Origin of the sequence: Botrimarina hoheduenensis (genome assembly GCF_007859815.1) — a bacterium.
GTDB classification, from domain to species: domain Bacteria; phylum Planctomycetota; class Planctomycetia; order Pirellulales; family Lacipirellulaceae; genus Botrimarina; species Botrimarina hoheduenensis.
Window position 1 is genome coordinate 756290 of the sequence record NZ_SJPH01000001.1, and the last position, 20391, is coordinate 776680.

13 protein-coding genes are annotated in these 20391 nt (G+C 64.5%); 6 read left to right on the forward strand and 7 right to left on the reverse strand.

Translation table 11 applies throughout. The annotated features are described in order from the left end of the window. The first annotated feature begins 293 nt into the window (after nucleotides 1–293). The gene (locus Pla111_RS02945) at nucleotides 294–1403 is read left to right on the forward strand and encodes an anhydro-N-acetylmuramic acid kinase (RefSeq protein WP_146571182.1); all 1110 of its coding nucleotides are present in this window, start codon (nucleotides 294–296) and stop codon (nucleotides 1401–1403) included. Nucleotides 1404–1416: 13 nt separating this feature from the next. Here the strand turns inward: Pla111_RS02945 and Pla111_RS02950 are convergent, their stop codons facing one another. Both Pla111_RS02950 and murQ read right to left on the reverse strand, forming a co-directional pair. Next, on the reverse strand, nucleotides 1417–2394 hold the full coding sequence (locus Pla111_RS02950) for an N-acetylglucosamine kinase (protein ID WP_146571184.1): 978 nt from the start codon (nucleotides 2392–2394) through the stop codon (nucleotides 1417–1419). After that, nucleotides 2391–3293, reverse strand: a complete 903-nt coding sequence (gene murQ / locus Pla111_RS02955) for an N-acetylmuramic acid 6-phosphate etherase (RefSeq protein WP_146571186.1) — start codon at nucleotides 3291–3293, stop codon at nucleotides 2391–2393. Before murQ ends, Pla111_RS02950 begins: the two co-directional genes overlap by 4 nt. A gap of 241 nt (nucleotides 3294–3534) precedes the next feature. Between murQ and Pla111_RS02960 the strand changes: the two genes are divergently transcribed. The 4 genes from Pla111_RS02960 (at nucleotide 3535) to Pla111_RS02975 (ending at nucleotide 11549) form a co-directional block, all read left to right on the forward strand. Continuing rightward, the gene (locus Pla111_RS02960; RefSeq protein ID WP_146571188.1) at nucleotides 3535–5127 is read left to right on the forward strand and encodes a sodium:solute symporter family transporter; all 1593 of its coding nucleotides are present in this window, start codon (nucleotides 3535–3537) and stop codon (nucleotides 5125–5127) included. A gap of 6 nt (nucleotides 5128–5133) precedes the next feature. Beyond that, complete coding sequence (locus Pla111_RS02965) at nucleotides 5134–6282, forward strand: serine hydrolase domain-containing protein (RefSeq protein WP_146571190.1); 1149 nt, start codon at nucleotides 5134–5136, stop codon at nucleotides 6280–6282. An 8-nt stretch (nucleotides 6283–6290) separates the two neighbouring features. Further along, complete coding sequence (ggt, locus tag Pla111_RS02970) at nucleotides 6291–8009, forward strand: gamma-glutamyltransferase (RefSeq protein ID WP_197524700.1); 1719 nt, start codon at nucleotides 6291–6293, stop codon at nucleotides 8007–8009. 99 nt (nucleotides 8010–8108) lie between these two features. Continuing rightward, nucleotides 8109–11549, forward strand: a complete 3441-nt coding sequence (locus Pla111_RS02975) for a golvesin C-terminal-like domain-containing protein (protein ID WP_146571194.1) — start codon at nucleotides 8109–8111, stop codon at nucleotides 11547–11549. Between the two features lie 25 nt (nucleotides 11550–11574). On the opposite strand, the gene Pla111_RS02980 is transcribed toward Pla111_RS02975, so the two are convergent. Continuing rightward, nucleotides 11575–12660, reverse strand: coding sequence for a site-2 protease family protein (locus tag Pla111_RS02980; protein ID WP_146571195.1), 1086 nt, complete (start codon nucleotides 12658–12660; stop codon nucleotides 11575–11577). Between the two features lie 96 nt (nucleotides 12661–12756). Continuing rightward, the gene (locus Pla111_RS02985) at nucleotides 12757–14346 is read right to left on the reverse strand and encodes an HDOD domain-containing protein (RefSeq protein ID WP_146571197.1); all 1590 of its coding nucleotides are present in this window, start codon (nucleotides 14344–14346) and stop codon (nucleotides 12757–12759) included. Nucleotides 14347–14598: 252 nt separating this feature from the next. On the opposite strand from Pla111_RS02985, the gene Pla111_RS02990 reads away from it, so the two are divergent. Continuing rightward, a complete protein-coding gene (locus Pla111_RS02990) occupies nucleotides 14599–17640 on the forward strand; it encodes a YCF48-related protein (protein WP_146571199.1) in 3042 nt (1013 codons plus the stop codon). 72 nt (nucleotides 17641–17712) lie between these two features. Here Pla111_RS02990 and Pla111_RS02995 read toward each other — a convergent pair whose 3' ends face one another. The 3 genes from Pla111_RS02995 to Pla111_RS03005 all read right to left on the reverse strand — a co-directional run bounded on the left by Pla111_RS02995 (nucleotide 17713) and on the right by Pla111_RS03005 (nucleotide 20382). Beyond that, nucleotides 17713–18243, reverse strand: a complete 531-nt coding sequence (locus Pla111_RS02995) for a hypothetical protein (protein ID WP_146571201.1) — start codon at nucleotides 18241–18243, stop codon at nucleotides 17713–17715. A gap of 115 nt (nucleotides 18244–18358) precedes the next feature. Beyond that, nucleotides 18359–19495, reverse strand: a complete 1137-nt coding sequence (locus Pla111_RS03000) for a GTPase (RefSeq protein ID WP_146571203.1) — start codon at nucleotides 19493–19495, stop codon at nucleotides 18359–18361. Next, entirely contained in the window at nucleotides 19492–20382 is an 891-nt protein-coding gene (locus tag Pla111_RS03005; protein ID WP_197524701.1) for a type III pantothenate kinase, read from the reverse strand. Before Pla111_RS03005 ends, Pla111_RS03000 begins: the two co-directional genes overlap by 4 nt. Nucleotides 20383–20391: the final 9 nt, after the last annotated feature.

Sequence of the window (20391 nt, forward strand, 5' to 3'; positions counted from 1 at the left end):
ACTAAGGAATACGCATAACAATGAGCTCCGGCTCCCAACGAACCGGGGAAATCCTCGGATTCATCGGGTCCGACGCTTGACGCCTAGCTCGCACGCGCCATGATTCGATCGTAGCCAACCGGCGCGGTTTTGCGCATTTTTTTGCATAAAGTTCTCGCCTTTGCGTTGGGTGCAAGAATCCGCTTGAATCGGTTGGGACTCCTTTTCGGGCAGGCGACACCCGGTAGCTGCCCCACCAACCTTTCGGCCGAGACTCCCAACGACTTCTTCCGCTGTTTGAAAGCTCACCCGCCGTGTTTGACGTAATTCAAGACCGCAGCGCCATCGCTGTTGACGGCCCGATCACCGCAATTGGCCTGATGAGTGGCACCTCAGCCGACGGTGCTGACGCGGCTCTGCTACGTACCGATGGGGCCGGCAGCATCGAGTTCGTGGGCGGATTGACGCTCTCGTACGATGAAGACCTGCGTTCGCGACTGCTCGAGGCCTCGCAGCACGATGTTCCGCTGACCGCACTCTTGGTGCTCGAACGCGACGTTACCGATCATCACGCCAAGGCGATTGAGAAACTGCTCAAGAAGTATCCCCAGCAGGGGGCCGATGCGAAGGTGGTCGGATTCCACGGTCACACGATTCGGCACATTCCGGACGAACGATTGACCATGCAGATTGGTAATCCCTGGCAGCTCTCCGAATCGGTGGGATTGCCCGTAGTGGCCGATTTCCGGCGGGGCGACATCGCCGCTGGAGGGCAGGGGGCTCCGCTGGCCGCGATGTTCCACCGTGCTCTCTTTGCGAGCGAGAAACTCCCCGTTGCGGTGCTCAACCTGGGCGGGGTTGCGAATGTCACTTGGCTGGGACCGGACGATGCGTTGATCTCGGGCGATACGGGCCCAGGCTGCGGGCTGCTTGACGAGTGGGCCCAGGAAATGGCCGGCCTGCCGCACGACCAAGATGGCAAGCTTGCGCTTCGCGGCTCGGTGGACGATGCGGTGGTTGCGGCGGCGTTGTCCGCGCCGTTTTTCGCACGGGCTCTTCCGAAGGCGGCCGATCGCTACGATTTCGATCACGTTGATGTGTCGATGCTCAGTGTCGAAGACGGTGCCGCGACGTTGTGCGCTGTAACAGCCAGGGCGGTGGTCGAGGCGATCGATCGCCTTCCGGCCAAACCCGGCACGCTATGGGTTACCGGCGGAGGCGTGCATCACCCTGTGATCATGCAAATGCTCGGCGAGCATTTTGACTCGGTTCATAGTGTCGATGAGCGAAATCTGAATAGCGAAACGCTCGAAGCCGAGTGTTTCGCTTGGCTCGCAGTCCGGCGACTGCGAGGCCTCCCGATCACCGCGCCCGAAACCACCGGTTGCCGTGAGCCACGTTGCGGCGGTGCCGTAACTTGCTGAGCGCGGGGCCCGATTAGATTCCAATGGCTGCCGCGTTTCTCGAGGCGGCCAGCTGGCGTCCGATCAACAAGCAGCCACATGCCGCGTCGGGGGCCAAATGAGTTACGGCACCGGGGCGGAGCCGTTCAATCTGGTCTCGAACCCGCGCCCGATAAGAGGGTGATCCGGTGAGTAGTCCGCCCGCCAAGTAAAACTCGGGCGCTGCCCGATCGGGTTGGTCGCCTAACGACCGATCGACCTTTGCCGCGCACTCTGCCGCCAGATGTGCCAGTGCCGCGGCCCCTGCGGCCGCGATCTCAGCGGCTAGCGGCGAGCCTGCCGCCGCACAGCGTAAGACGGGTTGGGCAAGGGTTGCGATCTGAGCGCGTGGGTCAGCGGCTTCGTACACAACACGCTTGACCTCGCGCAGTGATCCGATCGCCCAGGTGTGGAGCACCGCTTCGAGCAGCACGGGGTCGAGCGGCAGCTCCGCATCGTGCTGACGGCACAGCTCGTGGAGCGCGGCCCGGCCGAGACTGAAACCGCTGCCGGCATCGTCGATCAGATAGCCCCACCCGCCGACCGCAAACGATTCGCCCGCCTCGGTGCGGCCCACGGCGATCGAGCCCGTGCCAGCGATCAGGCCAACCGCCGAGCAGCCCGGGCGGGCATCGGCCAGCAGCGGAGCGGTGTCCGGCGCTACCACCACGTGCTTAGCCAAGCCGAGCGTTTCGGCTTCTTGTTGGACGCGCCGGCGCGCCGAGTCGGTGGCGCAGCCGGCGATGGCTAGCACCGCGGTGTCAATCGTTTGGACGACGCCCGCGTTCGCGCGGGCCGCGACAACCGCTTGGCCGATCGCCTCTAGTGCGGGCTGCCAGCCGACGCTGTAGGGGTTGCTGCCCCCGGCGAAACCCGACCCCAGCACGCACAGCGGCTTGCCGTCTTGGACCGCGGCGATTCGCGCGGCGGTCTTGGTGCCTCCGCCATCAATGCCCAGTAGCAGCCGACTCATCGGGCAACCGCGACGCCCACGCGACCGCCCGTTTCGACGAGGCGAGATTTGGCCTCGGCGGGAGTCGAGCCGGTGAGTTGGGCGACAATCGCCACTTTCACATCGCCATCGCAGCGGGCGAGCAGTTCGGCCGCTACTTCGGGCTCGACGCCGGTTGCTAGGCGGACGATTCGCTTGGCACGCGCTTCAAGCTTTGAGTTGGTCGGCCTGAGATCAACCATCAGATTGCCGTAGGTCTTGCCTAGCAGCACCATCGCGGCGGTCGTGATCGTGTTGAGCACGAGCTTCGTGGCGGTTCCGGCCTTCAAGCGGGTCGAGCCGCTCAGCACTTCGGGGCCGACTATGGGGGTGATCGACAGATCGGCAAGCGGGATAATTTCAGCCGCGGCGTTGCACGAGAGCGCGACCGAGAAGGCCCCCACCTGCCTGGCGTACTTAAGGCCTCCGACGACATACGGTGTGCGGCCGCTGGTGGCGATGCCAACCAACACGTCGTCGGGACCCAGATTGATCGCCTTGAGGTCTTCGGCACCGAGCTCGGGGCTGTCTTCGGCACCCTCGACCGCGTTGGTTAGCGCAGTGCGCCCTCCGGCGATGATGCCGACTACCTGGCGAGGGTCGGTGTTGAACGTCGGGGGGCACTCTGCGGCGTCGAGCACGCCCAGCCGGCCCGAGGTGCCGGCACCGGTGTAGACGAGCCGACCTCCGCGCCGGAGCCGATCGGCGACCACTTCAACCGCTTGCGCGATGGCTTCGGATTCGCTGCCGACGGCTTCTGCCACATGATGGTCTTCGGCGTTGATCAGACGCACCATCTCAAGTGGCGAAACGCCATCGAGCCCCATGGTTGCGGGGTTACGGGCTTCGGTTGTGAGGTGATCGAGAGCGATGTTGCTCATGGAACCCACCGGCGGGAGCGGTCATGCGACGTCGCGACAACCGCGGCGTAGCCTCATTAGTTTAGTCGAACAACGGGGGCTCGCTCGCCCCCTGCTGCGCAATGCGGCGGATCGTATGCGCAACGCCCCCCCACGCCCAGATGGCTAACCTGTTAGGCTAATTCGTGTTAGGGACCCCGTAAGGGCCCCAAATTGGCCACACCGCGGCTAGAGATCCCTCTTTTTTAGCGACCGATCTGCCTTGCTCAGCCCGTTCGTTTGCCCGCTAGCTCCGCCGCTGCTCGCTCGGACGGGGCTCTCGAGCTGGGATCTTGCGATTGTCGCCGTTTATCTCCTGGCGACCGTGGTCTGGGGTGCTTGGCCCCGTAAGGGGGCTGGTACCGATGAGGCTTATCTCGTCGGCGGACGCGACACAGCGTGGTACGCCCTGCTGCTCTCGATCATCGCGACCGAGACCAGCACGGTCACCTTTCTGAGTCTTCCCGGGCAGACGTATGCCGAAGGAGGCGATATGCGCTTCCTGCAGATCACACTGGGCTACATCGTCGGGCGACTGGGAGTGATCGTTCTGCTGATGCCGCTGTACTTCCGTGGCAAGCCTTTCACGGCTTACCAGGTGCTTAGCGAGCGCTATGGAGAGGGGGTGAGGGCGGCCGCTTCGCTCACTTTTCTGGTCTGCCGCACCCTGGCAGACGGTTTGCGTTTGTTTCTCACGACACTGGCGTTGCAGCAGGCAATCGCGCTGGACTTTACGCTGTGTGTGGTTATCGTCGCGGCGGCGACAACGATTTATGCAACGCTGGGCGGCGTTTCGTCGGTCGTGAAGAACGATTGCGTTCAGTTGATCGTCTACACGTCGGGGGCCTTGATCGCCCTGTTGTTGCTCTCACGCGCCATACCGGGCGGAATCGGCGAAGTCTGGCGCTTTGCCGACGAGACGGGCCGACTGCGGGTGTTCGATCCGGGGCTGGGGCTTTTCGGGGGGCACATCACGTTCTGGTCGGGGCTCGTGGGGGGCGGATTCTTGTCGCTTGCCACGCACGGCGTGGACCAGCTGATGGTGCAGCGCTATCTGTGCGCAAGGTCCAAAGCGTCGGCCAGCCTGGCTTTGGCGTTGAGCGGACCACTCGTCGCGGCGCAGTTCTTTCTGTTTCTGTTGATCGGTGCCGCCTTGGCCTGCTTCTATTCGAGCGGACAGTTTGGTTACTCCATCGCGAGCGGCGATCAGGCTTTTGCCGCTTACCTGGCCCACGAGGTGCCAATCGGCGTGGCCGGATTGCTGTTTGCGGCGGTGCTGGCGGCCGCGATGTCGACCCTTTCCAGCTCGTTGAACGCATCGGCCGGCGTGCTGGTTAAAGACCTCTTGGCCCCGAGTGGCATCGCGACCGACAGTGGCGCGGCGGTCTGGTGGGCGAAAGTCGGCACGGTCCTATTTGCTGTCTTGCAGGTTGGCGTAGCGCTGGGAGCGAATGCGGTTGGCTTGGCTCAGAGTACGTCGGTTATCAGCGCCGTACTGGCCGTGGCGGCGCTCACGACAGGGGTTTTGGTTGGCCTTTTTGCGTTGGGATTCGGCTGGCCCCGATCATCGACCCGCGCGGCCTATGGAGCCCTGGTCACCGGGTTTGCCTTCAGCTTTTTCCTGGCGGGGCTCAATTTTGGTATCGATCAGCAATGGCCCGCCCTAGCGGGCTGGCGTCAATTAAGCTGGCCTTGGAATTCGCTTGTCGCGTGCAGCACGACGCTGCTCGGCGGGCTTGTTGTACACGCCTTCGCCGGCCCCAACGCCCCCGCGAAGATCGCGTCGGCTCACGCTTCTGCTCCGCTTGAATCCTAGGCTCGTATGTTCCCTCGACTTGCTTGGTCGGTCTGTCTGCTCAGCTGTATCAGCGCTGCGCGAGCTGCCGAGCCCGTAGCGCTGGGCTTGGATACGGCACGGCTGGGGGCGATTAATGCGCCAATCGAGGAGGCTCGCGCGGCGGGGCAATTTTCTGGCTGCGTTGTCGCAATCGGTCGTCGGGGCGGCGTGGCGCTGCTCAAAGCGTACGGCGATCGACAGATCGAACCAACACGCATCGCGATGACGACCGATACGGTGTTTGATCTGGCATCGCTCACAAAGCCGGTTGCGACCGCGACGAGCGTCATGCTCCTGGTTGAGGCCGGGCAGCTACGGCTGCGAGACAAGATGGTCGATCGGCTTGCGGGGGTTACCGCTGCGGGGGGGCAAGCAATCACAATCGAGCAACTCCTGACCCACAGCGCGGGATATATCCCTGATAACGCGCTGGCGGACTACGAGCACGGCCCCGATGAGGCGTGGCACCGATTACTAGCGCTCGAGCCGCGTTGGTCCCCCGGCACCACGTTCAAATACTCGGACGTCGGATTCGAGCTTTTGGGAAAGATCGTTGAAGAAGTGAGCGGTCGCCCACTTAACGAGTTTGCGAAGGACCGAGTCTTTACGCCGCTGGGCATGGTCGATACCGGTTATCTGCCGGCGGCCGAACGCCGCGCGCGGGCCGCAACGACCGAGCAGCGCGACGGTGCGTGGCTTACTGGCGAGGTTCACGACCCCCGTGCTGCGCTGCTCGGGGGCGTTGCGGGGCACGCCGGGCTCTTTAGCACGGCCGCTGATCTCGCGCGCTATGCCCGCTGTCTGCTCAACGGCGGCACGCTAGACGGGGTGCGACTGCTCAGCCCGCAAGGACTCAACGAGATGATCCGAGCGCGTGACGTCGCGGGACAAAAACGCGCGCTGGGCTGGGACGTTCAGAGCGATTACTCGAGCAATCGCGGAGAGCTGTTCTCAGCGGCGGCCTTCGGCCACGGCGGATTTACGGGAACCGCCCTGTGGGTCGACCCCGAACTGGATCTCTTCGTCATCTTCCTCTCGAGCCGGCTTCATCCGGACGGCGAGGGCAACGTGAATGACTTGGCCGGGCGGATCGGTACGATCGCCGCGGCCGCCATCCTTCCTGTGGAAAAATGATTCGAGCGATGGCGATATTCCTTATTCGGCGCGGTTGGTTGGCGGCCCTGACGGTGACGCTCATCGTGAGCCAGCTGGCGGCGAAGCCGCATACTGGCAGCACCCACTCGGCAGTCGGGTCGCGTTACGCGGTGGCGACCGTTCAGCCGCTCGCAACCGATGCGGCAATGGCGGTATTCGAAGAGGGGGGCAATGCGGTCGACGCTGCGATCGCCGCGGCGCTAACGCTCAGCGTTGTGGACAATCACAACTCGGGCATCGGGGGCGGTTGCTTGTGTCTGGTCCGCACCCCCGCGGGCGAACTGCTCGCGATCGACGGTCGCGAGACCGCCCCGGCACTTGCCACACCGGAGATGTTTGTCGTCGGCGGAGAGGCCGACCCGCGGCTCAGTCAGACCGGTCCGCTTGCGGTTGGCACGCCCGGTGCCTTGGCGGCGTACGCCCTGCTCGCCAAAACGGCTGGCAGCAAACCCCTTTCGCGCCTGCTGGAACCCGGTCGGCGGGCCGCCGCGGAGGGCTTTGCGATCGACAAGAATTATGCCGATCGGCTCAAGTCCAACGCGAAAGAGTTGGGCAAATTTCCGGCCACGAGGGCCGTGTTCCTCGACGCCGAGGGTCAGCCGCACCGAGAGGGGCACCCTCTTGTGCAAGCCGATCTCGCGAAGACCTATGGTGCGCTAATTGAAAACGGCCCCGATTGGTTCTATCGCGGGCCGTTCGCTCAGCGTGTGGGGGCGTGGATGCAAGCGGAGGGCGGTCGGCTCCGCGCGTCCGACTTTGCGACCTACAAAGCACTTCGCCGCGAGCCGATCGTTTCAACCTATCGGGGTCGCCAGATCATCGGGTTCCCGCCTCCCAGTTCGGGCGGCGTTCATGTGGCTCAGGTGCTGAATCTGATCGAGCGCTACGAGCTGAGCACCCTGTTCGAGGACGATCCGCTGACCGCGACCCATGTGGTCGCCGAGGCCATGAAGATTGCCTTTGCCGATCGGGCTCATTGGCTGGGCGATTCTGATTTTGTCGAGGTGCCGCGCGGGCTTAGTGCCAAGTCGTACGCCGACCAACTGGCCGGAAAGATTCGTTTGAAGCGCGTCACACAGGTTAAGAGCCACGGCGAACCACCCGAGTGGCGGCAAGATGTTTTCGGACGTCACACGACCCACATCGCCGCCGCCGACGCCGAGGGCTATTGGGTCGCGATCACGGCCACGGTCAACACCGGCTTCGGCTCGAAGGTGATCGTGCCCGGTACGGGGGTGATCCTCAACAACGAGATGGATGACTTCTCGATCCAACCGGGCACGCCCAACGCCTTTGGACTGGTGGGAGCCGCGAATAACGCGGTGGCAGCGGGCAAGCGGCCCCTTTCCAGCATGAGCCCAACGCTGGTGCTCGATGCGGAGGGCCGTCCGTTGATGGCCCTTGGCGCGGCGGGGGGCCCGAAGATCATCAGCCAGGTCATTTTGATGCTCATCAATACAGTGGACCGTCAGATGTCGCTCGCTGAGGCGGTCGCGGCCCCGCGGTGGCACCATCAGTGGCGGCCCGATGTTCTGAGTGTCGAGAAGGGCTTCGATCCGGGCTTGCTTTTGGGCCTGCTGGATCGCGGGCACACGCTCACGCAATTGCCCACAGCGGGCGTTGGTCAAGCGATTGGGCGCGATGCCGAGGATCGCCTGATCGCCGTCAATGATCCGCGGGTTGCGGGAAAATCAGCAGCTCGATAGCGAAAAAGCGCAGCGTTCGACTAAGCTAAAGGCACGGGTTGGGGAGGCTCTTCCGGGGCTCCGCGGAGGTGCTCTTAGCGATCCAACTCTCACGGAACCATGATCTTGAGGCTCTTGATGTTCTTTACGCTATTGGCTGCGCAAGCCGCTACACCCTCTCGCGGACGCGATCGCGCGCTGGTGATCGAATCGCTCGAAAAGAGAGAGCTCCTCGCGGCGGCCGGATTGGTCGAGATCGGACAGCAACCCTCGGGGGCCCTCGACGACAAGATCGTGTATGTCCACGGCGGGCACGGCTACACCGCTACGGGCAGCAGCTGGGGTTATCAGCGCCCGCTTCTGCTGGACATGGTCGAGGATCTCGGCAACCAAGATCAGATGACCTATCTGGTCGATTACTTGTGGAACGCCGGGGCAACGGTGGTCCCCCTCCGTCCGGTGGGTCATCAGCCCAATGAAGTGGTTCTCGACAACGACGATGTCGAGGTGACTTTCACCGGCGCGTGGAGCAACAGCTCATCGAGCATTTACTTTGGCTCAGCGGGCGATGTCCCCTATCGCTTCGCCACCACTTCCACCACCGAGACCGCGACCGCTCAGTACCGTCCGAACATTTCCGAAGAAGGCTTCTACCCGGTTTATGCCTGGACTCGTTCCGGCAGCGACCGAGCGGAGGATCATCTGTACCGAGTGCATCACTCGGGCGGAGCCACTGAGGTGACGATCAATCATCGGCGGGTGGGCAACGGGTTGGTGTACCTGGGCACGTTCCACTTCGAAGCGGGCAACGCCGGCTACGTCGAAATCTCCAACCAATCCGCCACCGCCGGCAACGTGGTGATCGCGGACATGATCCGCTTCGGCAACGGCATGGGAGACATCAACCGGGGCGGCGGCGTCTCGGGAGAGACCCGCGAGAACGAGGCGGGCCTTTACTGGGTCGAGTGGCATGTGAGCCGCTCGCAGGGGATCCCCACCAGCGAGTACCGCACCAGCAGCAGCGACAGTTCGGCCACGGTCTCGCTCTCGCCGCGTTATGCCGAGTACATGAACCGTGAACAGGATGGTTCGCTTTCCGATCGCGTTTTTGTGAGTTTTCACTCAAACGCTTCGACCGGCAATCCGGCCACGGCCACCTCGCGGGGAGTGGTAGGGCTCCACAACACGGCCAACGGCGGAGCCACCCCCAACCAGTTGTTTCTTGCCCAGACACTCGCTCAGCAGGTCAATAACGATCTGGTCGCCCAGAACGGGCAGTTTGAACACAACTGGCAGAACCGTACGTCGCTCACTTTCCAGACAACGTTCAACTACGGTGAGATCAACAACTCGGTCATCAACAACGAGTTCGATGCGACGATCGTTGAGACCGGCTTCCACGACAACACGCTCGATGCGCAGATGCTGCGTGATCCCCGCGTGCGCGATGCGATCGCCCGCGCAACCTATCAGGGCATTGTCGATTACTTTGTCCAGGTGGACGGCGGGGCGACTGCGAATATCGATGCGCCACCGAAGGTTGCCAGCCTGAACGCCGAGTCAACGGCTCCCGGAGAGGTGACGCTCAAGTGGGTCGCGACCCCCGCGAACGCCTACTCTGGCGGAACTCCCACCGGGTACACGATCTACGCCTCGACCAACGGCTACGGGTTCGACGGCGGCACGTTCGTCGCGGGCGGAGCCCTGAACACGCACACCCTTACCGGTCTCGACCCGGCCCAGACCTACTACTTCAAGATCGTGGCCAATAACGCCGGTGGCCAATCGGTGGGCTCCGAGGTTGTTGCCGCCAAGCCTTCGGCCGACACGGCGAAGATCCTCATCGTCAACGGTTTCGACCGGCTCGAACGCTCGCTCGTGCCGAAGGAATCGTTCACCGGCAGCGCGACGCTGACCGCGGATCGCGTGCGACCCCGGTTTGCAAACTCGATGGACTACGCCGTCCAAATCGGCGATGCGCTCGCGGCGGCTGGTGCCCGCGCAGCCGTTTCGACCGCCTCGAACGAGGGGCTCCAATCCGGTGCCGTCGCACTGGCCGAATACGACGCGGTGTTCTGGATCGCAGGCGAGGAGTCAACCGCTGACGAAACGTTCAACGCGCTCGAACAGAATCTGATGACCGCTTATCTGGCCCAAGGGGGCAAGCTGTTTGTCTCGGGGTCCGAGATTGGCTGGGATCTAGAAGCGCAGAACGGCGGAGCCGCGTTCTTCAACAACACGCTTCGCGCGGACTACGTGGCCGATGACGCCAACACTTACTCGGCGAGCGGCACCCCCGGATCGATCTTCGAGGGCCTCGCCCTACAGTTCGACAATGGGGAACGCTTCTACGACGTGACCTTTCCGGACGTGATTGTCCCTACGGCGGGCAGCGGCGCGATCACCGCGATGAACTACGGTGGCGGGGCCGGAGCCGCGATCCAGTACGACGGCGGCGCTGCGGGCGAGCGAGTCGTGCTGCTCGGTTTTCCCTTCGAGACAATCACCGACGACTCGATCCGTACCCAGGCGATCGCCCGCGTGCTGGACTTCTTCGACATCGATAGCACACCCCCGATCATCGTGACGCGGCGCACCGAGATCCTGCTGAACAACGACGACGGTGCCCCCACCTTCACCACCAACGGCGTTTGGCTGAACACCGGCGCGTTCAGCCTCGACCTGCTTACCGAGGTTTACGAGCTAGCCGGTTCCGACAACGCGCGGGCCAATTGGCAGACGACCCTGCCCGAGGCCGGACGCGTCGAGGTGTTTGTGATCTACACCGCTAACGCCCAAAACGCCACCAGTGTGAACTACGACATCACGACCCCCAGCGGCACCTTCACGGCGAACGTGAACCAGCAGACGCAAAGTCGTACCTGGGTGTCGCTCGGGTCAGAAAACACCTCAGCAGGGCCGATCACGATCTCACTCGATGCGGATCAGAGTTCGCCCAACATTGATCGGGTGGTGGCCGATGCGGTGCGGATCTTCTTGGACGTGGATGTTGTCGCTACGGGTGACTTCAACAACGACGGCTCCGTTGATATCGCCGACTACACGGTCTGGCGTGACTCGCTTGGGGCAAACGTTGTTGCCGGTGAGGCCGGAGACGCCGACTTCGATGGCGTTGTGACCCAGGCCGATTACGACATCTGGGTTGCTACTTTCGGCCAATCGGTGCCGGTTGCGTCGTCGGCCGCCCGTTCGTTCCTTGCCGCCTCGGCTGGCCTGACAATCGTCGAGGGCTTCGAGGCCGATGAGTTGCAGCCGGTGGTTAAGTCGGTAGACGCGGCGTTCGCTCTCTCGGTCGCGTCGAGCGACTCCGCGGCAAGCGGCGATGTACCGCGGGCACGAAGCCTCGGCTCGCCGGCCGAACGCGGCGCTGCACGACGCCTCGATCTGCTGCTGGCGGCTCGCTCGGCACAACGTGGCGAAACGGACCGCTTGGTCTCCTTCGAGCGTGACAGTGACCGCCAGGACGCCGGTGAACAAACGCAGCGCGAAGAGGCGTTCGCCGGCTGGCAGCGTTTCGGGCGGCGCGTCGGATCGTCGTAAGAGCGGCGTTCGCGTTGTTGGCCCGTTACTGACGCAGCCCGAGCAGCGGGAAGCACAGCACCGGGATCGCGAGCGACGCAACGCCGATCGCCCAGCGGAATCGGTCGAGCTCTTTCGTGTCGTCAGAAGTCGGCGGGTGATCGACGCCCATGAGGATCACAAGCACCAGCATGGGGGTCCATACCGAGGCTTGGTCGAGGTTGATCACCACGTAGGTGATCGCCACAACCAAGAAACCGCGGGCCACATTCTGCGCATCGCGCCCGAAGAGCCCGTAGATGGTGTGGCCGCCGTCGAGCTGGCTGATGGGCAGCATGTTGAGCCCCGTGACGAGCATGCCAACCCAGCCGGCCATAAAGAAGGCATTGACCTGTGAGATGCCGATCCATTCGGCGCGGTTCGTCCCTACCTTGCGGAGCGTTTCGGGCTGCTGGGCCTGGATCATCCACTTCACCAGCAGCGGGCTGTTGAGCTGGATTTCTCCGGGTCGGGGGGGCGTTGTCAGGTCGAGCTTGCCGACCCCGATCCACAGGATCGGCGCAGCGATCACCAGCCCGGCCAGAGGCCCCGCGATGCCGATATCAAAAATCTCGCGGCGATTGGCCCGGACCCCCTCCATGCCGATGACGGCTCCCATCGTGCCGATGGCGTTGAAAGGCACCGGGATACAGAGCGGATAGCTCGCCGGGATCCGGCGGCGGAGCGTCATGATGAAGTGGCCCATCTCGTGCGTCAGCAAGATGGCGAGCACGGCCCCCATGTAGGTAAGCCCTTGCCGCCAGTTGCTTGCGATGGTCGTCGCCACGTGCGACCAGGTCGCCATTTTAGCGGGGTTCATCGGCTCCCACTCTGCGGCTCCCACCCAAAAGGTGCTTGCACAAGTCGCGAGGAACAACACCAGCGGCAGTCGCACGCGGCGCCGGCGGGGCGTGCCCTGTCGGTCGGCGGAGATCCGGGAATCAAAATCCGAGGCACGGAGCTCGCGTGAACTCTTCTCGGTTAGCTCGCCGCCGACCTCAACCGAGAGGCGCGGGGCCGACTCGCTTGCGGGCTTAGCCGCGGCGGGATTTTGACGGGCGGGGGGCGTTGGATCGGCGTCGTGTTCAGTCATTCGTCGGATCGTAGCACAACGGCGGTGCCGCGATGATGGGGCCCTTACCTCTTGGCCTTGAGGGCCACTGCGGACTTGTTGAGGTCGCCCCTGTAGTTAGTAGACCTCAAGGCTCTTTACGCTACCGACACCAGCGTTGAGAGCCGCGTCAAGGCACCGCCGGGCCGCACCGATCAGCGACCACGTATCAAATCCTTTCGAGAGCACCGAGGCCCCGGCAACGCCGGCGTCGGCGCGAAACTGCGTTTCGGAAAAGCGTTTGATCGCGGCGGTCCACAGTCGCACCGCGTCGAGTCGGTCGTGACCGGGAGTGAGCACGGCCACGAGGTTGCCGCTCAGCGGTTCCCAGACCAGGTCATCCAAGAGCCCCGCGGGAAGAGTGCGGACGCAATCCTGTCGGAATTGATCAATAGGTTCCGCACCAGCGTCATTAACCGAGACGATCGCGATCGAGAGCGGGCGACGCTCAGCCCGGCACGAATCGACCTGTTCTTGCGTGATTTCCATCAAGCGATGCATCGCCGGGTCGATCACTTGCGTATGCGGCCGGCGCACCGTTGCCCGCGCACCGTGCCCGCTTATCTGTGGAGAGACCCCCATCAGGCCTGGCTTGCCGGCCGACAGGTAGTCTTGAACCGTACGCGTGAGGTCCTGGACGTTGGCCAGCAGATCGTTGTAGAGCCGCTCGTCGCCCAGGTCTTCATAGGTGGCTGGGGCACCAAGCAGGCGTCCCGCCGCGCCCTCGGAAGCGATCGCCAGTTGGCGATGGGCCAGCACGAGCGTTTCGTGGAAGTCGGCTGCCGGACTGAGATCGACCCCCAGCGCATTGGCGAGCTGAACGGCACGGGGCTGAAGGACCTCGACCAGCGTGTTGATTTGCCGCCGGGTTAGGTCGCACTGCCTCTCGCCCCGCTCGATCAAGAGGGGCAAAGCAGCCAGCTCGCGGTCCACGACGAGGCGGGTGACAAGGTTGGCGAGCTCGAGCACACTGCTAAGCTCTCCTTTTCGCTCGGGAGCGCAAGCCGCTGAGTCTAACAACTCGATAGCGCTTGCCAGGCGTTCAGGGAGTTTCCAGCTGCGGAGCAACGCGACCGAGAGCTCGCGGTGCTCGAAACCGAGCGCCTCGCGTTCGGCTGCGGCGATTGCCGGCTCACGCGCCGCAATTCCCTTTGCTTTGTTCAAGACGGCCGCGTAGGTGTCTCCGATTTCGGTCAGCAAGACGAGCTGCCCGATCCCTTGCAGCAGGCTGGCAACGAGCGCTTCGTCGGCCAGAGCGGCCCAGCCGCGAGCGGCACCCTGCGTTTGAGCAATCTGTTTGGCCGCTACGGACCGAACGATGGTGCGGGTCCAGTAGTCGGCGAGCGATTCGGTGTCGATCTTGTCGATCAGCGTGGTAGGCACGGAGAAGCCCAACACGAGCAGCTTCAGCGGGCGGACCCCCATCAGCGCGATCGCTTGCGTCAGGTCTGAAACCTCGCCGCTCAGGCCATAGACCGAGCTATTGACCACCCGCAGCAGCTTGGCGGTGAGGGCCGGGTCTCCTTCCAAGCAGTCGCGGATGGCGGCGGCATCTACCTGTGGCTCGGCTGTGAGCCGAACGATCTCGAGCGCGACCGCCGGCGGCGAGTGAAGCTGGCCGGCTTGACGCAAGAGTGAGTCGAGCGTGTGGTTCGTGGGAACGGGCATCGGCTCAGCGGGGGCGGCAATTACGGCGGAAGAGAGCTACTTGAAAAGCTAGCTTGCCACGGCTCGGGAGGGGTTCACCCGGTAGGTATGCCGAGGATCAGCACTCCGCTAGATCCGTGCTAACCGTTGCAGTCCAATCTCGTGTGGGGGCTAGCCGGGCTAGCGGGTAGACTAGGAGCAGCTCTCCCGAGGGGAGTCATCGCCCAGCGAGGGGCCCCCCTCGCCACCAGCCGCCGCAGCAAGGAAGCCGCAGTGACGCCCCATCTACGATTGACCGCAATTCTTGCTGGCTGTGCCGTCGCGTTGTTGGCGGCAAGTCGCTTGGCGATCGCCGCCCCCACGCCGACCCTCGACGAGGTTCTCGCCGAAGACGCCACGCTCAACGCGATCGAGATGATCGATGCGCTGCAGGGCTGGGCTGTGGGGGATCGCGGCGTGATCCTCGCTACCGACAACGGGGGCCGCACCTGGAGCCGCCAGGGGGCTCCGATCGAAGGCGCTTTGCAGAGCGTTTCGTTTATCGATGCGCGAAGAGGCTGGGCCGTTGGCGGATTGGTGCAGCCGCACACACGTGTCTCGATCGGTGTCGTGCTCCGTACCAAGGACGGTGGCCGCACTTGGTCGCTGCTTCCACAGCCGACGCTGCCGGCCTTGAGCGAGGTGCGATTCTTCGACCATCAGCATGGCATCGCCGCGGGGGCGGGCTCGTCGTTCTCGCCGTCAGGCGTGTTCATCACCAACGATGGCGGACGCAGCTGGAACGCCACGACGACGGACCGTACGTGGCGCTGGAACGCTGCCGATTTTGTTGGCACGGGGGCCGAGCAAGCGGCGTTATTGGTGGGCGCACGCGGAGCCGTTGGCCGTCTGGTCGCCAGCCGTGTCGAGGCCGCCGCAACCGCTACCGATCGGCGTGGCTATCACGGCGTACGCTGGTCGTCACAGACCGAAGCTTGGCTCGTAGGAGATGGCGCACTGGTTCGGCAGTCGCGCGACGCGGGCCGAACCTGGCGGGCCCCGTTGTCCGAACCGCCCGAGACGCTCGCGGATTGGTTTGACTGGCGGGCCGTAGAGGCCGACGGTCCCCATGCGTGGATCGCCGGTGCGCCGGGGTCGATCGTGCTACAAACACACGACGCGGGCGCTAGCTGGTCGCACAGCAACACCGGAGTGACGACTCCGCTGTGCGCGATCTGCTTTGTCGATCAGCATAATGGCTGGGCGGTCGGTGAGTTTGGCGTGGTCTTGGCAACCACCGACGGGGGTGCCACGTGGATCTCGCAGCGGGGCGAAAGACGCCACGCGGCGGTCTTATCGGTGGTTGGTGCCGAGGAGCAAATCCCCGCCGAACTGATCGCCGCGACAGCGATTGCTGGTGCCCGTCGGACCGTGATCGCGTCGCCGCTTGCGCCGACCGAGAGCAAGCTGGCGGCAGATCGATCGGCGCGCATGGCCGAGGCTGCCCGGCGCCTTGGTGTCAACGCGCTGAGTTTGGGGTGGCGCTTGCCGCTCGATCAGGAGGAGTCACGCTTGAACGAGCGGACCCTTGCCGAGCTGCTCGCCAGCCGTATCGACGGCGAGGCAGGGGAGCTTGCGCGCCGTGAAATGTTCCGTTTGTTGGCGATCTATCGGCCGTCAGTTTTGACGCTGCCGGCGGCAACCCCGCAAGAATTTGCCGGGCTGGCGGACTGGCTAACCGAGACGATCGGTCCGATGAACAGCGTGCCAGAAGCGCGCCTGGCGGTGCTCGACGAATGGGGGCTCACGATCACCCCCCCGCTGCATGTCTTGCGGGTGGGCCCGTCGTACGGCGGAATCGGCCCACCGCCTGCGGGAGGTGGACGCTTCTCAACCGGCGACTTTGTGGCGGCCCTCGGTCAGACCAGCGCCCAATGGTGTGAGGACACGCGAGGTGTGCTGGGCGAGCAACGCCTGGAGGCCCCCGCAGCGCTCGAATGGTCCGTCCTTTCCGGCCGGCCGGTAACGGGCCGACGGGGTGACCTGGGCGATGCGACCGGCGTGCCCCACGGGGGGCCCGATCGTAGGCCTTTGGCAGCCCCCCCGACGGGCCAGCTCGACGATCTGCGCCGGTTAGCGCAGCGGCGCCGTAACCTGGAGCGTCTGTTGGCGACGTCACAGGGGGATCTCTCCTGGTCGGGCCAAGTGGTCGATCTTACCGCGGGGCTCGATCCCCCCGCTGGTGCAGCCCTGCTCGATCAGTTGGCGCGCGGTTATCAGGCGACCGGCCGAACCGATACCGCGGCCGAAACGCGCTTCTTGTTGGCGCGCCGGTATCCGGGGGAACCCCTGGCCGATGCGGCACTGGTGTGGCTGGTGCGCTACTACGCGAGCACCGAATGTGGTTGGACCGCGATCGCGCAGCAGGCCGCTTCGTCGCAAGGCCCGGCTGCGCTGTTGAATGTCGAATCCGCCACGGCCCTATCACTGCCCGCTCCATCGTCGGGGGGGAATCTCTCGCTCGAAGATCGCCGCGAGCGGGCGCGTGCCTTGGAACGGTTCCTTCGCTCGGACCGTCCGGCGTTGCACGCCGACCCGAGCGTTCGAATGGCGGGTGCCGCCGCGCAGCGTGCGCGAGGATTCGGTGCCGAAGCTCAGAAGACCGCACTGCTGCTGGCGAATCAGTCGGTCGACTGGGGGTGGCTCCGGGCTGCAACCGCTGAGCAATGGCTGGTGGACGCCAAACGCCTGCCCCCCGAGAAACCGATTGTTTCGTGCGGTAGAACCGCTAGGCGGCCGTTGCTTGACGGGGTTTTGAGCGAGAACTGTTGGAAGGATGCCGACAAGATCCCGCTGGGGGATCCGCAACGGGGCGGAGCGACGCTCCGTCTGGTGCGCGACGACGCGTTTCTTTACCTAGCCATCGATGCCGCGATTGATGCCGCGATCGACTCCCCGCCTGTCTCGGATGAATCGCCGCGACCCCGCGATGCGGATCTACGCGGCTTCGATCGGGTCCATATCCGGCTTGATCTGGATCGTGACTACACCACGGCCTACGAACTAACCGTGGACTGCCGCGGCTTTACCCACGATGCGCTCTGGGGCGATCGACACTGGCGGCCCGATTGGTTCGTTGCCCGTCAGGCCGACGGTGCGGCTTGGCGGATCGAGGCCGCGGTCGCGCTCGCATCGCTCACCGATCCGAAGGAACTTGAGCGAGCCGCGTGGGCGGTGGCCGTCGAGCGCATCGATCCGACCGGGGCGAGCACACCCTGGTCCACGAGCACGAGCCCCGACTCGCCAGATGCGTTCGGCCTGCTCGTTTTCCCGTAGAAACGAGAGGGCGCGGGCGTTAGCTGAGGTTGCGCCGCGTCGCTTGCGCGAACCGGACACCTCTTCGGCATCTCAGCGCCATTGCTGGTAGTAACGCCCGGTGTTGTTGAAGCTTCCGCTAGCGCCGCTGACTGCGGGCGAGGTGTACTGCGTCTGACGCACCTGACGGCGGAGCTGCTGCAATTGAAGTGACTGCTGACGGTTCAACTCGTTCTGCTGCTGTTGAGGCAGAACGAAGGTGTGGTAGTTGGGGGCCGCCTGGCCACCATCTTCGCGATAGAGGTTCAGGTAGGGGCTGAGCGTGGGCGTGGACGACGCGTCAACGAACGGCTTGTTGCCCATGGCACCACCAACGGCAGAGTTGCCCGTTGTGGAGCGCGTTACCCGACTCGATGGCACGCCGGCCGGTCCCTGCGCAGCGGCCTGCACCACGCCGTAGTACTCCATGGCGTTTCGAGGTGGCGTGCCGCGTCTGTAGGCTTGCATCGCTGCGGTGCCCTGCGACAACCCGATTGCGGGGGCGGGACCCAGCGCGGTTGGCGAAGCGGCTCCTGCCAGTGAGGTAAGCACGGTCAGCGCTGTCAGCAGGCAAAAAATACGCATAGCAACAACCAGACTTCAGACGTGAGGGAGAAAGCGAACCCGGCGCGCAGCTTGCGACCTATCAGTCATAGATCGACAGCGGTACCCCCCAACTCTTGCCTAATCGTTAAAACCGTTAGGCGGATAGCAGTGCTAGCAGCCCCTTGGCCGCGGATTGCAGGTCACCCGTCGCGATCGCGCGTTCGATTCGTGTTAGCGACTCGAACCGCCACGCCCCCAACGGAACGGCTTCGCCAGGTTGCGGTGCCGCCGCGCCCCTGGCGTCAGCCAACGCTTCGCCAATCGCGTGGAGCAGCGCTTCGACTCCGAAGGACTGCACGGCGGCGGTCGAGATTTCTTCCGGGGCAAGTTTTGCCGCAGGAGCCAAATCACATTTGTTGGCGACCCGAATCACGGGCACCCCCTTGGCGACTTGGCCGAGGATCTCTTTGTCGATTGCTTCCCGCGCGTCGCGTACCAGCACCACCACATCGGCCGCGGCGATCTCTTCTTCGGCGAGCGTCACGCCAGCCTGTTCGAGAGGATCGTCGCTAGCGCGCAGTCCGGCCGTGTCGGCAAGCATGACCGGCCAGCCATCGATCGCCGTGGTGGCGGTTACCACGTCGCGGGTTGTGCCAGGACGATCGAAGACGATGGCGCGCTGATAGCCCACTAGCAGGTTAATCAGACTGCTCTTGCCCACGTTCGGCGGCCCGGCGAGTGTCACACGCCAAGGGGTGAGAAGCCGCTCGGCAAGCCGGCGGTGCGAGAGCAGTTGTTGTACCCGGCGTTGCGCTCCCCCAACGTCTTCGAGGGCAAGCTGTTCATTGATCGTGCGGATCGCATCGCGGAAGGCTCCCGATGCTTGATCGAGAAGCACGCCCGCCACGCGTTGGGTGGGAGCCTCGCGGAGAGCACGCAGGGCGTCGGCTTCAGCGGAGCGCGAAGGTGCCGGGGTATCTTCTACCATGCGGTCCGCGACCCCCAGCTCAGCCAGCGCGTGGAGGACCGCTGCCGGTGCCGCAACGCCACCGTGGCAGTGAATCTCAGCGGCGGCATGGCCCACACGCACGGCGACGACCTCTTCGCCCGTGGAACGCCAAACCCCGAAGCGGATGCGATCGAGCGTATCGCTAGCCAAGTTGCCGTTACCGGCCGGGCAGAAGCAGCGGTCAATCGTCGCGATCGCTTCCGGACCTTCAACCCGCACGACGGCAACGGCGCTGCGTCCCGCGGCAGTGACGAGGCGTGCGGTCGTGAGCGGATCGGTCATGTTGGCGGATCGCTGACGGGAGCCGTATCAACCATGGTGGCGGAAAGGGCGATTCCGGCCAGCGTTAGGTGCGGCACATGGCGGACCGTGTAGTCAGGCCCCCCGATCAATCTTGCGAACCCCGGTGCCGCGCCGCCGGTGAGCAACACCTGCGGAGGCCGTGGCAACCGATCGCGCTGTCGGGCGATCAGCTCGCGGAGCGCTCCGACCGCTCCCCAGTATAGGCCCGCGTGCAACGCGGCTTCTGTGTTGCGTCCGACGGGGTCAGGGGATCGATCCAGTTCGCCGGGCAACACCTTCGGCAGCAGGGCCGTTCGTTCTGCCAAAGCGGCACCGGCCAGCGTCGGGCCAGGCAGGATCGCCCCGCCCTGGAACACGCCTTTGCTATCGATCAAGTCCACCGTGATGGCGGTGCCGATGTCGATCACAATCACCGGAGTGTCGGCAAGGCGGAGGCAGTTGGCGGCGACCGCGGCAGCGATCCGGTCGGCTCCAACCAGCGCGGGAGCTTCGACGTCGATGGTGAGCGGAGCCGCGCTATTGGTCAGACGTAAGACAGTGAAACCGATTCCGGCGTTCGCTAGTGCGGTGCTAACCGCCGTTTCAAACGGTTCGCTGATGGCAGGGCAAACGCTTGCGATTGCGATTTGTAGCGACTCGGCCGGCAGGCTCGCGAGCCATTCCGCTAGCGGTCCGGCGAGCAATTCGGCAGCGGAGCCGCTGAGTGTCTCGCCCGGTTCGGGCAAAGGGCTGGATGCGATCGGCAGAGCCGTTGTCTGCGGCGGGCTTACGCAAGCACTCGGGTTCGCGAACCACCCGAGCTTCACGCGCGAGTTGCCGATATCGATCGCTAGCAGGCCGTCGGAGGGTGACGCGGGGGTGCTCATGCCACCGAC

What these genes read in the sequence shown, in the direction of transcription:
- Pla111_RS02975 (WP_146571194.1), top strand. Translation starts at nt 8,109, where the DNA reads ATGATCTTGAGGCTCTTGATGTTCTTTACGCTATTGGCTGCGCAAGCC.
- Pla111_RS03000 (WP_146571203.1), bottom strand. Translation starts at nt 19,495, where the DNA reads ATGACCGATCCGCTCACGACCGCACGCCTCGTCACTGCCGCGGGACGC.
- Pla111_RS02950 (WP_146571184.1), bottom strand. Translation starts at nt 2,394, where the DNA reads ATGAGTCGGCTGCTACTGGGCATTGATGGCGGAGGCACCAAGACCGCC.
- Pla111_RS02965 (WP_146571190.1), top strand. Translation starts at nt 5,134, where the DNA reads ATGTTCCCTCGACTTGCTTGGTCGGTCTGTCTGCTCAGCTGTATCAGC.
- Pla111_RS02980 (WP_146571195.1), bottom strand. Translation starts at nt 12,660, where the DNA reads ATGACTGAACACGACGCCGATCCAACGCCCCCCGCCCGTCAAAATCCC.
- ggt (WP_197524700.1), top strand. Translation starts at nt 6,291, where the DNA reads ATGGCGATATTCCTTATTCGGCGCGGTTGGTTGGCGGCCCTGACGGTG.
- Pla111_RS02985 (WP_146571197.1), bottom strand. Translation starts at nt 14,346, where the DNA reads ATGCCCGTTCCCACGAACCACACGCTCGACTCACTCTTGCGTCAAGCC.
- Pla111_RS03005 (WP_197524701.1), bottom strand. Translation starts at nt 20,382, where the DNA reads ATGAGCACCCCCGCGTCACCCTCCGACGGCCTGCTAGCGATCGATATC.
- Pla111_RS02995 (WP_146571201.1), bottom strand. Translation starts at nt 18,243, where the DNA reads ATGCGTATTTTTTGCCTGCTGACAGCGCTGACCGTGCTTACCTCACTG.
- murQ (WP_146571186.1), bottom strand. Translation starts at nt 3,293, where the DNA reads ATGAGCAACATCGCTCTCGATCACCTCACAACCGAAGCCCGTAACCCC.